Here is a 13,691-nt window from a genome sequence, read left to right as displayed (position 1 = left end):
TGCCATATCTTCGAGTATAATGCCAGAGGCAGCGGAGGGAAAGATTCCCTCCGTGCACTATCTGTTACGTATTAGTGTAGCATAGAGCACGCAATATGATATTATGAACGACTATCCTCCACCATCAGAACCGCTTATGACCGACCTGGAAGCAGCCTCGGTACGTCAGCCCCATACTCCTGTTCGTTACGTAGTACGTGAACTTCTGGAAACTGCCGTTTTTATTTTGCTCGTTTTTTTGATTGTGCGCGGTGTCGTGCAAAACTTCAAAATTGAAGGCTCAAGTATGGAGCCAACGCTGCACACCGGTCAGTATATTTTAGTGAACAAGCTCATCTACTTTCATTTCGACCTGAATGCACCTCTGCGCCTGCTTCCCGGTCAAGCTGATTTACCGCCACGGATCGTATACCCCTTTCGTCAACCGCAGCGGGGCGATATTGTTGTCTTTGAGTATCCCCGCGATGTACGAAAAGATTATATCAAACGGGTCATCGGTTTACCGGGTGAGGTGATCGAGATTCGAGAGGGAAGCGTGTACATCGACGGAAAGCGTCTCGATGAACCGTACCTGCGCGGCGCTTCAACGTACTGCCTTAGCGGGTATCGCTGTGCCCAGGGACCGATCACTGTTCCGCCTGGAAGTATTTTTGTAATGGGCGATAATCGGGGAAATAGTTCTGACTCACGTGAATGGGATGCGCTACCGCTTGATCGGGTCGTTGGGCAAGCCTGGCTCATCTATTTTCCGTTTAGTGACTGGGGATTAGTTCCGCACCATCGCTACGATATCGACACTGTAGCCACACGCTGAAAAGTTATTCTCCTTATGCACATTGCAATTAACGCTCATTTGCTTGCTCATACCCATTCGTTTCGTCGGGCTGGTGTCTCACACTACATCGAACAAGTGCTCCTTCATTTGGCGCAGATCGATCATGTCAACCGCTACACGGTGTATACAACACGGGGTCTCGATCAGGGAGCCCTTGGCCTACCGGCAAACTTTGTCGTGAAACCTTCGCGATTGCCGACTATCAATCCACGCATTCGTATCCCATGGGAACAGGGAATTGCACCGTTGATATTGCGCGGCAATGCCGATCTCTATCATGGGTGTCTCAACGTGGCTCCATTGTTGAGTCCGGTACCGACGGTCATTACCATCCACGATCTAGCCTTCATTCGTTTCCCACAGACCTTTCGCGCCTACAACCGTATCTACCTCGATCTGGCAACTCGACTCAGCGCCTGCCGGGCCAGCCGGATTCTTGCGGTATCTGAACATACCAAACGTGAGGTCGTTGGGTTGCTCGGTGTTAATCCAAACCGTGTGATTGTGACGCCCAACGCTGCACGTAGCCACTTTCGCCCACCAGAAGCGGCAGTGCTGGCTCAATTCCGTATCCGTCATCAACTACCCGATCAGTTCATTCTCTATGTCGGTACGCTCGAACCACGCAAAAATCTGACAACCTTGCTCGAAGCGTTTGCTCTGCTGCAACGCCGTATACCGTCGATCCCCCTACTGATCGGGGGTGGTAAGGGTTGGATGTACGAGCCGATCTTTGCCCGCCTTGACCAGTTACAGTTGCGTGATCGGGTGAAATTCGTCGGCTATATTCCTGAAGAAGAATTGCCACTCTGGTACGCAGCGGCAACGGTCTTTGTCTTTCCTTCTATCTACGAAGGGTTTGGTATGCCTCCTCTTGAGGCTATGGCGTGTGGTACACCGGTCATTACCTCTAATACCTCAAGTTTACCTGAAGTTGTCGGTGATGCCGGTCTAATGGTTAACCCAACCGATACGCAGGCTCTGGCTGAGGCAATCTATCAGCTCCTGACCGATCCTGATTTGCGGAACGAGTTACGTACACGCGGCCTGGCGCGTTCCAAACACTTTTCCTGGGCTAAAACGGCGGCTGCGACGTTAGCAGCGTATCACGCTGCGTTGACAACCCCCTCTGATGGGATATAATGAATTGAGATATGTAATACCCACAGCGAGATCGCACAGGGAAGGAGCACGGCTATGATCGGTGGTCTGGGTTGGGGTGAGCTTTTAATCATCCTTATTATCGTGATTGCGATTTTTGGTGCTGGAAAGTTGGCCGGTTTGGGTGGTGCACTCGGCAGCAGCATTCGCGAGTTCCGCAAGGCAGTCAGAGGTGATGACGAGCCACGGAACGATACCAAGACCGAGGGTGAAACGAAGGCTTAAACGGCAGCAGATGGGTGTTTCTGTTATTACCAGAGTATTCCTCTCTGGATAAGTCTTCTCATTGCCACCTCAGCAGAAATTGCTGTGTCGGTGTGTATTGACCCAGATCGGAGAAATATTCGTAACGCGACGGGAATGGTGCTGAGCGTATGCTGCGGCACGTTGTTCCTGGAGCGTAGACTCGCATGATCTGGTTGTGGGGCAGGTCAGCGACCTGCCCCTGTTGACCCTGCAATAATGCCCTATGAAATCCGAAACTGATTTTTTCGATCAGGCAACCATTATTGTCCGTGCCGGTAACGGTGGAAACGGCGCCGCCACATTTCGGCGCGAAAAGTATGTCCCGCGTGGTGGCCCTAACGGTGGCGATGGCGGTCGGGGCGGGCACGTTTACTTAATTGCCGATCCTGAATACAATACGCTGCTCCATTTCCGCTATCAGCGCAAATTCGTTGCCGAAAATGGTGGTCACGGCGGTAAGAATGCGATGCACGGGCGAAACGGTGCTGATGTGTATGTGCCGGTTCCGCCAGGTACCGTAGTACGGACAACTATCGACGGCGTGACCTACAGTGTTGATCTGGCCCGCCCTGGTCAGCGGTTGCTCGCTGCTCGCGGCGGACGTGGTGGACTGGGGAATATTCACTTTGCGACATCAACCCGACAGACACCGCGCCTTGCCGAATTGGGTGAACCCGGTCAGGAGCTGACACTTGAGCTTGAACTGAAAATGCTGGCTGATGTGGGGTTGATCGGTTTTCCGAATGCCGGAAAATCAACCCTGCTCTCAGTGATCAGTGCTGCCCGTCCCAAAATTGCCGCCTATCCCTTCACGACACTCACGCCTAATCTCGGTATCGTTGAAGTTGGTCTCCAACGCTTCGTTGTCGCCGATATTCCCGGTCTGATCGAAGGTGCTCATGCGGGTGTTGGCCTCGGTCACGACTTTTTACGTCACGTTGAGCGGACGCGCCTGCTGATCCACATCATCGACGCCGCAGGTGTCGATGGCCGTAAGCCGTGGGAAGACTACGAGCAGATCAACACCGAGCTGCGCCTCTATCAGCCCGAACTCGCTCAACGTAAGCAAGTGGTGGCGCTTAACAAAGCCGACTTGCCCGCCGCACAAGAGAATTTGCCAATTCTCCGGGCGCGTTTACCGGTCGCCCCGGAAGACCTCTTCGTCATTTCGGCGGCGACCGGCAGTGGTATCGAGCCACTGCTGCAACGGGTAGCCGAACTACTCCGCGCCGATCCCCCCCCACAACGCGATCCGGTCGATCCTGATGAACCACCGTTGCAGTGGCCGTTGCCGCCAGTTGATGAGAATGCCTTTACAATTGAGCGTGAAGACGATGGCTTTCGGGTGCGTGGCATCAAGATCGAACGCCTTATCGCGATGAGTAATCTGGATCAGGATGAAGCAATTGACCGGATTCAACGTGTCCTTGAAGCCAGTGGTATCAACGAAGCCCTGATCGCAGCAGGCGTTCAGGATGGTGATGTCGTGCGGATTGGACGAGCAGAGTTGGTCTGGGATGATAGTGGACGACATGCGCTATGACGACAACTGATAACGCACCGGCTTCTACGCCTCCAACACCATCCGCACCGCCGACCGATCAGATCGTGCAAACCCATCATACCGTGACGATCAACAGTGTTGCCGTGAACTATACGGCAACAACTGGGATCATGATCTTGAAGGAAGAGGTTGAAAAAGACGGTGTACGAACTGGCGAACAGGCACGAGCCGGTATCTTCTTTGTTGCATATACTCGTGATGATGTTACCGATCTGAGTCGGCGTCCGATCACATTTGCCTTCAACGGCGGTCCTGGCTCATCATCGGTATGGCTTCATCTCGGTTTGCTTGGGCCGCACCGTGTGCGGATGCAAAAAGATGGCTGGCCGCTTCCGCCACCAGGACAACTGATCCCCAATCAGTATTCGTTGCTCGATGTCAGTGATGTAGTCTTTATTGATCCGGTGAGTACCGGCTATAGTCGCCCAGTGACCGGTGAATCGGCCAAGCAGTTTCACGATTTTCGTAAAGATATTGAGTCGGTGGGTGACTTTATCCGGCTTTACGTGAGCCGCTATGGACGCTGGCTATCGCCAAAATACCTGGCCGGAGAAAGCTACGGTACCACGCGGGCGGCCGGTCTGGCCGGGTATCTGCAAGAGCGCCATGGCCTCTATCTCAATGGTCTCATCCTCATCTCGGCTGTGCTCCACTTCCAAACCCTCTCCTTCGATCATGGTAACGACTTACCGTACCTACTCTTCCTGCCATCATACACGGCTACCGCATTCTATCACCAACGACTCGAACCGGAGCTACAACGCGACCTGACAACCACGTTACGCGCTGCTGAAGCCTTTGCTCTCGGTGAATACGCACTGGCGTTGTTGCAAGGCGATCAACTCGACTCGGCTACCAGCGAGCACATTGTTACCCAACTCGCCCGCTACACTGGTCTCAGTCGCGATTATATTCGGTGGTCGCGATTGCGCATCCGTGATGACCGGTTCGTCAAAGAATTGCTGCGTGACCAACAACGAACGGTTGGCCGCCTCGATAGTCGCTTTACCGGTAGTGATCGTGATGCAGTTGGTGAGACGGTTGAGTTTGATCCGAGTCTCAGTGCTATTATTGGCCCCTACACGGCCGCCCTGAACGACTACGTGCGTCGTCAATTAGGGTTTAGCAGCGATCTTCCCTATGAAATCCTCACCGAACGGGTCTGGCCTTGGAGCTTCACCGATCATCAGAATCGTTACGTTGATGTTGCTGAGACACTCCGACGGGCTATGCACCGGAATCCAGCCCTTCGGGTTCACGTCGCGAGTGGTTACTACGATCTGGCTACACCCTACTTTGCCACTCGCTACACACTCAATCATCTCGCCCTCGATCCGGCTCTGCGCAGCCAGATTAGCGAGAGCTTTTACCCCGCCGGTCATATGATGTACATTCACGAACCATCATTAGCCGAACTCAAAACCGTGTTGGCCGATTTTGTTACCGCTTCCGAAAGGTGAACAGTGCACACGCATGAGGATTGCCAGATTACAGCCCAACGCAACACAATAGCGTTGGCCCACGGAAACGTCAGTTTTCTCGAATGGTCGAGCGATGGACCTGCTGTCTTGCTCTGTCATGGCATTACCAGCAGTGCCGCCACTCTCTGGCGATTAGGTGCCGATCTGGCAGCCGATGGCTGGCGAGTCATTGCCGTTGACTTACCTGGTCACGGCCAGAGCGATCTCAGCCCAGCTCATGACATAGACACCATTGCTGGGATCGTTGGTGACCTGATCCAGGTGATTGGTCTGACCGATCTGGCCCTGGTTGGTCATTCCTGGGGCGGCGCCACAACGCTGGCTCTGCTAACTGGGACGCATCCGGTACGCACGCAGATACGGTGCGCCATCTTACTTGATCCGTTGCTCAGGCAAGAAGCGGCTGTCGCACCTGGGTGGCTACCCCAATTTGCAGTTGGTGTCGGTCAACCGCCAGCAGAGACGCTGCCACGGTTGCGCGAGCTGAATCCTGACTGGCACCCCTGCGATCATTACTGGAAGGCACAGGCGTTGGCCGAGTGTCGTTATGAACAGGTCGCCGGTCTGTTCCTTATGCCAGAGGATTGGACGCTCATCCCGCGTCTGGCGCAGGTCCATGTACCAGTCCTTTTCTTGCTGGCCGATCCGGCGTATACCATTATTCCACCGGCACTCGAAGCCGAACTGCGTGCTGTCGCACCGTCAGAACAGGTCCAGATTCAGGTCATTCCTGGTACAACGCACAACATGCTGCGCGGGCCAGGGTATAGGCCGACGTACCAGGCCATCCGCCAGTTTCTGGGATAGATAAAAAAAGTGGTGGCAATGAGCCACCACCATCAATCCGAACAATGACCGGCGCAGACAGGGCGCTACATCGCCTCACGCCGTGATGGCGCCTGGAGGCTTGACGGCTGTTCGGCGGTATGATGCTGTTTGCGCACAAATTCACTATAGCGACGGGTCGAACGTGGATCACGATGACCGAGAATACGACGTACTACCTGTTCGGGATAGAACGTAATGAGAGCGGCTGCCGCTGTATGGCGAAGGTGATGCAGCGTATAGCGCGGTTGCTCGCGTCCATCAACCACATCCACCAGGCGGGCCGCCTTGCAGACTGCTACCCAACGACGGTGGAGCGTGTCGTAAGATGTCCGCGTTCCTCGTGATGAGCGAAACAGAGGCGTCTCAGGGGGTAAATGCTCCATGTCGCGCACCCAATACCGCAATCCACGTAGCGAGCGTGGCATCGCATCAGGGGTCAAGACAATCATCCGTTTCTTCCCACTCTTACTATCCCGGACCAACAACATCTCACGTCCAGGTTCAAGGATCACATCACCGAGATTCAGATTCAGGACCTCATCGGCACGAATACCGATTTCGCGCAATAAGGTAAAGATCAGACGGTACGGTTGTGGTGCGGCAGCAATTGCCTGATCCAGTGCCCGCAAGTCGGTCTCATTGGTAATCGGTTGCGGTCGATGTTCGGTTGGAAGTCGGCAACTAATCTGATCGACCGGATTGTGTGTCACGTAACCGCGCGTCTGGGCCCAGCGGAAAAAACGGCCTAGACTGGCAATGCGCCGATTCGTTGTTCCCGGTTGCTCCTGGCGATTAGCGAGAAACTGCTGGATGTCGGCGGTGGTAATGGCAGACAATTCCTGGCGTAAGACAGCACCGGCGGTTCGTAAATCACAACGGTACGAGGTAATGGTATTGTCACTCAGGCCATCCTCGTGCTTGAGATCGCGCAGAAATTGTTCTAACTCGCTGTTGATGGTCCGCACACACTGGCGACCAAATCCGTTTTCATCTGGCATAGGACACTCCTCTTTCCTGCTGTGATGACAACCTCTTCTTCTCATCATCCACAGCAAGCAGCTCACAGCACGTCGATCAGTGCTGTAAGCGGTTCCTCTCTGTTATGCCGATTGCACAGCCCCACACTGGGAGTGAAGAGCTGACCATTCCATACTCGGTAAAGCACTCGTTGCTGATAACGCGAGGATACCCGGGTACGAATTGCCTTTACCCATCCCCTTCCCAGAAAGACGCTCGGCGCGTGTGGAAGGCATAGTATTCCCAGCGCAATCCTGAACAGATTTACCACCATGCGCATCTAATTGCATTATAGCAAATGCTTCGACATCATGCTAGTTCTAAAAATGAATATTTTGCATGTCGGCAAGAAATTGAACAAGCCATCGAAGTAAGGCAGGGCCGACATATTTGACATCATTAAATTGTTGGGAATACCCGTCCGCATTATGACACAACAGAACCAATCCTGCAATACCTTCTTCCCGGCAATGAGGGCTTTTTAACGTTCTCACCCGGCCCTGGAGATTGGAGCGCAAAAAGAGGAATGAACGCTGAAGAGGTACCATCCTGCTCGAACAGAGGTCTACGGTTCGACCTCCCACGAGCGCGGCGATAATGCTCGTCAGTGTATTGTAGGGAAAGTTCCTCCTTGCCCGTGCTTGCGGGGGGCGGGGGACGCCAACCAATTTGTTGTTACGCACTGCATCATGCGGGTTAGCGGCTCGTGCTTGTGGTGGATTGCGCAGAGCGAGGCTGCTCGGCGGGTGTGAAAGACGTTCATCGGTGAATACGACCAAAAACTGAGACCTCTGAAAATCCCCGCCTTCCTCATTGGCATCATCATGGAGCTTGCCCGAATCTGGTATACTATCAATACAGGGTTAAATAGACACAGCAACCCTTGAGGTCAAGCTGACGGTAGTTGCTACAGAGGAGGTCTTTCGCATCATTCCATTTCACTATCAGAATAGACCATTCAAAAACGAGAGACAATCTAAAAGCATGTTAAAAAGTTCTGAAAGTCTAAGGTTTTTGCAATATGAACACAACAGGAGAAGAACGCAGCGAAATGCGTTGGATTCGGGTTGATTTGCACCTGCACACACCAGCTTCAGAGGATTACGCTGAACCGAACGTTTCTTACCTTGACATTCTGCAAGAAGCCGAGCGCCGTGGTCTTGAGATTATCGCGTTCACCGACCATAATACAGTCGCAGGATATGAGCAGTTTCAACGTGAACTTGAGTTTCTGACCGTACTGGAAAAGGCCGGTCGCCTGACAGGAGAGGAAGCAACGCGACTGGCAGAATATCGGCGTCTACTCGACAAGATTACCGTTTTGCCAGGTTTTGAGTTCACGTCACATTTTGGTGCCCATATTCTTGGCATCTTTCCACCAAATCGGCCGCTGAGTCTGATTGAAGCAACTCTGTTACAACTCGGTATTCCAGCCGAAGTTCTGAAGAATGGTGTGTGCAGTGTAGCTAATACTCGCCATGTAACCGAAGCCTACGAGATTATTCATCGTGCCGGAGGTATCGTGATCGCTGCTCATGCCAATGGACCAAACGGTGTCATTACCGAAACGCTCCGTTTAGGAACGAGCGGTCAGGCGCGGGTGGCTGTCACGCAAAGCCCGTATCTGCATGCGCTGGAGTTTATTAATTTCTATACCGATCACGAAAAGTTTACCTCGCCCGGTTTCTACAATGGGAAAACCGAGCATTACGAGCGCCGGATGTTTTGCATTCAGGGTAGTGATGCCCATCGCCTCCGTCGCCTACCCGAATCAGACGCCCAAGCGCTCCATCGTCACGGGATCGGTGATCGGTATTTCGAGGCGCTCCTGCCCGAACGAAGCTTCGAGGCGCTGAAGGCGCTCTTTTCTAGCCAGGATTTTGATCGGGTACGTGTACCGAAACGTGATCAGAAACAGTGGTCAATCGATGTCGCCCGTTTCAGTGGCAACAGTGAACGTCAGATACTGCACGCCGTTCATGATGCGGCGGCGGCTGTGTCACTCTGGCCCGACATTGCTGCGTTGGCCAATATTGGCGGCGGTGTTCTGATCATCGGCTGCGAACCGGGCGGCCAGGTGATTGGTGTTGAACGCCCTGATCAGGTGACCGAAGCACTCCGCCAGAGTATTGCCGAGCACCTTACACCTCAACCCTATCTGTCATTTGAGCTGATGCACTACGAAGGTCGTGATGTCATTCGGGTAGAAGTTAAGATGCAGGACCCGCCACCCTACGTTGGGAGTAACGGCGCCATCTACATCCGTCGCGACAATGAGACCGTGGTCGCCAATCGGAGCGAGATCATTCAGCTCTGCCGTCAGGCCATAGCGGTCGGAGAACCTTCAGCGCTCGACAATGGTGAAACGCTTGAATTGCCCCGTTCTGGCGTCGAGATTGTCAGTAGTCAGCGACGTGGTGGATCATGGGTGTACGAAGTACGCGATCTCCGTACAACTGTCGGTGTCACTCGTGATCGGGCACAGGGGTTGTGGGCCTACGCGATTGGACGCCACGAAGACCTACGGGAAGGTCGGATTGATCTCCAAAGCCAGGTACGCTGGCGCGGGCGGCTCGGTCTCTGGCGGGCCTATCGGCAGGGATCACGGGTGAAATATGATCTCGTACACCGCGATCAGAACGGTGTGATTGACCATATTTTCTACGGTGTCAGTGATTGGGGTCTCGGTGAGTCCTGGATGAGTCTCTTACAGGAAGCAGGGGCCCGCATTGAGACTGATACCGCCGATTTCGATCAAGAGGAGCCGCTCGAGCCAGTACCCCCACCTGACATCGAATCCTGGGGTGAACGGCGCATTCGCTGGCGCGGTCGCGGCGGCATTGTCCGCATTACCGTTGACAATGATGGTCTGCCACGGTTCGATCTGGTGATGAAAGATAAAGACACGGGCGTGGTACAGGAATACAATGGCGTCCCACGTGAGAAGCTGTCAGAGGCATGGCTGGCGCTCATCCGTGTACCACGCCCGCGCACCGGAATTGAAGTTGTGAATGCCGTCCGCGCAGAAGATGGTGACTGGCTCTACACCTTCCGTAATCTGCGCACAGGCGATGTGAGTGGCGCACCGTGGCGTTTACAAGACATCGAGCCTGGTACGGTACGTGAATATGCAGCACGAATGTACCACCAGGATATTCCACTCGATGAAGATAAGGTGCGATGGTGGGGGAACATTGGCTATCTGCGTCCGATGCGTTCACAGGTCGATCTGGTGTACGTTGATGAGCAGGGAACTACCCACATCTACTATGCAGCCCGACGCGATGAGTTGACCGGCGAATGGCGCGAGCTGCTCCAGTTGTACGGTGAGTAGTGAGCACAAGCGGATGTGTTCGCCCGTATCGGTAGCATAGGCGAAAGGTTTAGCGCCTATGCTCGACTAGATTTCGGAGGCACGATGAGTAAGCCGATAACTATCTTACTCGCCGATGACCATACCATGTTCCGGCAAGGCCTGCGCGAGATTCTTGAGCGTAAAGGCGGGTTTCAGGTTGTCGCCGAAGTACGCGATGGCGCGGCAGCCGTTGAGGCAGCTAAAACCACCTCTCCTGACATCGCCTTGCTTGATGTTTCAATGCCGGTGATGACCGGTATCGAGGCTGCTCGCCAGATTGCGCAGGTTAGTCCACAGACACGCTGTGTCGTCCTGACGATGCACCGCGATGAGCAAACAGTGCTCGAAGCACTGCGCGCCGGCGCTAATGCTTACTTGTTGAAAGATGCTGATGCAACCGAACTGATTGAAGCCATTCATGTGGTACATCGTGGTGAAGCAGCATTGGCCGGAAGTGCTGCGGCACGTGTCCTTGAACTTCTCCGTCGCAATGATACAATGCCAGCCTTGAATGAAGTATTGACGCCACGTGAACGTGATATTCTGGCGCTGGTTGCGCAGGGTGATGATAACCGGGCAATTGCACTCAAGTTGAGTCTGGCCGAAAAGACGGTTGGTAATCGTCTGAGCGAAATTTTTCAGAAACTAGGCGTAAGCAACCGCACCCAGGCGGCCATCGTCGCGGTGCAGCGTGGTCTGGTGCCACCACCAGAACTTCGCTAGCATGCCCGACGTGAAAGCGAAAATCTTGCGACAACTCACCGGCCTTCATCACGTTACTGCTATCTCAGCCACTATTCGCCAAAATTACGCTTTCTACAGTCGCGTTCTTGGGATGCGGCTGGTTAAACGAACCGTCAACCAAGATGATACCAGCGCTTATCACCTGTTCTACGCCGATGGCGCAGGTACTCCCGGTAGTGATCTGACCTTCTTCGATTGGCCATTGCCGCCTGAACAACGTGGTACTCGCAGTATTGTCCGTACTGGACTGCGAGTCAACGGAGCTAAAGCTCTGATGTGGTGGGCTGAGCGTCTGCGCACAACAGTGGGATGGGTCGGTGAAGTTGTGCAACGTGATAACCGTCTGACTCTCGACCTGGAGGATCCCGAAGGGCAACGGCTAATGCTCATTGATGATGGCGAGACTGGTGAGTTTGTGCCGTGGCAACACAGTCCGGTGCCTATTGAATATCAGATTCGTGGCCTGGGACCGGTGTTATTGAGTGTGCCTCGCCTCGAGTTGACTGATGCCATGCTCCGTGTGGTATTTGGCATGCAGCACCATCGCACATATGTGCACCCCGACTTCTCTGGACAGCCCGTACACGTTTACACGATGGGGGAAGGTGGCCCGGCAGCCGAAGTTCATGTTGTTGCTCAACCCAGTTTACCGCCAGCTCAAGCGGGCGCTGGCGGTGTTCATCATGTTGCCTTTCGGGTCTCTACCTTTGCCGAACATCAGGAGTGGGCGCGCTGGCTCGGTGAGTTGCGGATTCCCAATAGCGGGATCGTGGATCGCTATTATTTTCGCAGCATCTATGTTCACGAACCCAACGGCATCCTCTTTGAATTGGCTACCGATGAACCGGGTTTTGCTGTCGATGAACCGGCCGATGCGCTTGGCGAACGATTAGCACTGCCACCTTTTCTCGAACCACGACGAGCACAGATCGAGGCAGGATTGAAGCCGCTAGATACGGATTGACTACACCTCATCATTCTGTCAGGCAGAATCGCGGATCATAGCACGACTTTCAGCGTGCTCTGCTTCAGCAAACCTTTGCTTAGCAGACAGTATAACAGCGACGTAACACCGGCGAACATCTCGTACCTGGTGCCGATAACTCCCAACCTGTAGTCACCCAGGTACGCGGGCCGCCGAACCGCGTTGTGCGGTGGGTGGCTTGCACCCATCGGTTGGCAAACCAGCACCTCATCACTTATGGCGTGGGGATTCCCATACCCACATCCTGCGGTCAGCAGAGACGGCAATTCAGGTCCCCTCCTTCTTTCTAGTGGGAACTTCTCCCCATTCAGTCAGGAATGCCATCCCTTGGTTTGCGCTTTAGCGCTGGTTATACTGGTAGTGCATGTGAAAGCATCCTGTCTCGGATAGTATTGATAGATGTGGAGGAAACGCTGTGACAATGTTGGTCAATAGCTTGAAGACTGTTGGTTTGCTTGGTCTGCTCACCGGTCTGTTCATCGTCATCGGTGGTGCTATTGGCGGCCAGCTCGGTATGATTATTGCTCTTGTGCTGGCCGTAGCGATGAATATGGGTGCCTGGTGGTTCTCTGACACGCTGGCACTCAAAATGAGTGGCGCCCAGGAAGTCTCTCCTGATGAGGCGCCAGAACTTCACGCCATGGTTGAAGAACTGTCACGGCGTGCAGGTATTCCCAAACCGCGTGTCTACATTATCGACACCGATGCACCAAACGCCTTTGCTACCGGTCGCGATCCCGCTCATGGTGCAGTTGCAGTGACAACTGGAATTGCGCGATTGCTGACTCGTGAGGAACTTGCTGGTGTAATCGCTCACGAACTGGCCCACATTAAGCATCGTGACACCCTTATTTCTTCAATTGCAGCTACCATCGCCGGTGCTATTGGTATGCTGGCCGATATGGTCATGTGGGGGATGATCTTTGCCGGTCTTGGTGGTAGTGACGAAGAAGAGGATGGTGGCATTGCTGGTCTGGTCGGTGGCATACTAACAGCAATGCTGGCGCCAATCATGGCTCTGATTATTCAGATGGCTATCTCGCGCTCGCGTGAGTACATGGCCGATGCAGGCGGTGCGCAAATTCTCGGCAACCCGCTACCGTTGGCAAGCGCTCTTGAGAAACTAGAGTGGGCAGCAGGTCGTATGCCTATGGAAGATGTGCGTCCAGCAACTGCACACATGTATATTGTCAATCCGGTCCTTGGTGGCCTGGCCAGTCTCTTCCGCACTCACCCTGAGACCCATAAGCGTATCTCGCGTCTGCGTGCGATGGCGAACCGGGGCAACAATACTGCCATAGCGGTTTAGTAGCCAGGAGTATGTAGCGCGTTCACATAGATAGCTCCCCCCTCCCCCTTCGACGGGCATTACTCAATGGCGAGTGATGCCCGTTTTTGGCTTCCTGTGATGAGCATCGCAGATGTACCGACCTACTTACGCCGAGTGACGAGATAACCTTCGTCCTCGATCCTAT

11 protein-coding genes are annotated in these 13,691 nt (G+C 54.0%); 10 read left to right on the top strand and 1 reads right to left on the bottom strand.

What is annotated here, in order from left to right; all coding sequences use genetic code 11:
• Nucleotides 1-103: 103 nt before the first annotated feature.
• The 6 genes from lepB (at nt 104) to JE47_RS0101140 (ending at nt 6,094) form a co-directional block, all read left to right on the top strand.
• Nucleotides 104-814: a signal peptidase I gene (gene lepB, locus JE47_RS0101165; protein ID WP_031458005.1), complete on the top strand. Its 711-nt coding sequence runs from the start codon at nt 104-106 to the stop codon at nt 812-814.
• A 15-nt stretch (nt 815-829) separates the two neighbouring features.
• Nucleotides 830-1,978, top strand: a complete 1,149-nt coding sequence (locus JE47_RS0101160; RefSeq protein ID WP_031458004.1) for a glycosyltransferase family 4 protein — start codon at nt 830-832, stop codon at nt 1,976-1,978.
• A 54-nt stretch (nt 1,979-2,032) separates the two neighbouring features.
• Nucleotides 2,033-2,221 (top strand): twin-arginine translocase TatA/TatE family subunit, encoded by a 189-nt coding sequence (gene tatA / locus JE47_RS0101155; RefSeq protein ID WP_028457550.1) that lies wholly within the window; start codon nt 2,033-2,035, stop codon nt 2,219-2,221.
• Nucleotides 2,222-2,465: 244 nt separating this feature from the next.
• Nucleotides 2,466-3,785, top strand: coding sequence for a GTPase ObgE (gene obgE / locus JE47_RS0101150; protein WP_031458003.1), 1,320 nt, complete (start codon nt 2,466-2,468; stop codon nt 3,783-3,785).
• A complete protein-coding gene (locus tag JE47_RS0101145) occupies nt 3,782-5,266 on the top strand; it encodes a S10 family peptidase (RefSeq protein WP_031458002.1) in 1,485 nt (494 codons plus the stop codon). Before obgE ends, JE47_RS0101145 begins: the two co-directional genes overlap by 4 nt.
• A gap of 3 nt (nt 5,267-5,269) precedes the next feature.
• Nucleotides 5,270-6,094 carry an alpha/beta fold hydrolase gene (locus JE47_RS0101140; protein ID WP_031458001.1) on the top strand — a complete coding sequence of 275 codons (825 nt, stop codon included), beginning with the start codon at nt 5,270-5,272 and terminating at the stop codon, nt 6,092-6,094.
• Between the two features lie 65 nt (nt 6,095-6,159).
• On the opposite strand, the gene JE47_RS0101135 is transcribed toward JE47_RS0101140, so the two are convergent.
• On the bottom strand, nt 6,160-7,113 hold the full coding sequence (locus tag JE47_RS0101135; protein WP_031458000.1) for a tyrosine-type recombinase/integrase: 954 nt from the start codon (nt 7,111-7,113) through the stop codon (nt 6,160-6,162).
• 1,040 nt (nt 7,114-8,153) lie between these two features.
• Between JE47_RS0101135 and JE47_RS0101130 the strand changes: the two genes are divergently transcribed.
• The 4 genes from JE47_RS0101130 (at nt 8,154) to htpX (ending at nt 13,525) form a co-directional block, all read left to right on the top strand.
• Complete coding sequence (locus JE47_RS0101130) at nt 8,154-10,466, top strand: RNA-binding domain-containing protein (RefSeq protein WP_031457999.1); 2,313 nt, start codon at nt 8,154-8,156, stop codon at nt 10,464-10,466.
• An 84-nt stretch (nt 10,467-10,550) separates the two neighbouring features.
• A complete protein-coding gene (locus JE47_RS0101125; RefSeq protein WP_031457998.1) occupies nt 10,551-11,210 on the top strand; it encodes a response regulator transcription factor in 660 nt (219 codons plus the stop codon).
• A gap of 25 nt (nt 11,211-11,235) precedes the next feature.
• Complete coding sequence (locus tag JE47_RS0101120; RefSeq protein ID WP_035418790.1) at nt 11,236-12,195, top strand: ring-cleaving dioxygenase; 960 nt, start codon at nt 11,236-11,238, stop codon at nt 12,193-12,195.
• Between the two features lie 442 nt (nt 12,196-12,637).
• Complete coding sequence (htpX, locus tag JE47_RS0101110) at nt 12,638-13,525, top strand: zinc metalloprotease HtpX (RefSeq protein ID WP_031457995.1); 888 nt, start codon at nt 12,638-12,640, stop codon at nt 13,523-13,525.
• Nucleotides 13,526-13,691 lie beyond the last annotated feature (166 nt).

Origin of the sequence: Chloroflexus sp. MS-G, assembly GCF_000735195.1 — a bacterium.
GTDB lineage: Bacteria > Chloroflexota > Chloroflexia > Chloroflexales > Chloroflexaceae > Chloroflexus.
The sequence above is the reverse complement of the archived record's forward strand: the minus strand, read 5'-3'. Positions and strand labels throughout refer to the sequence as shown.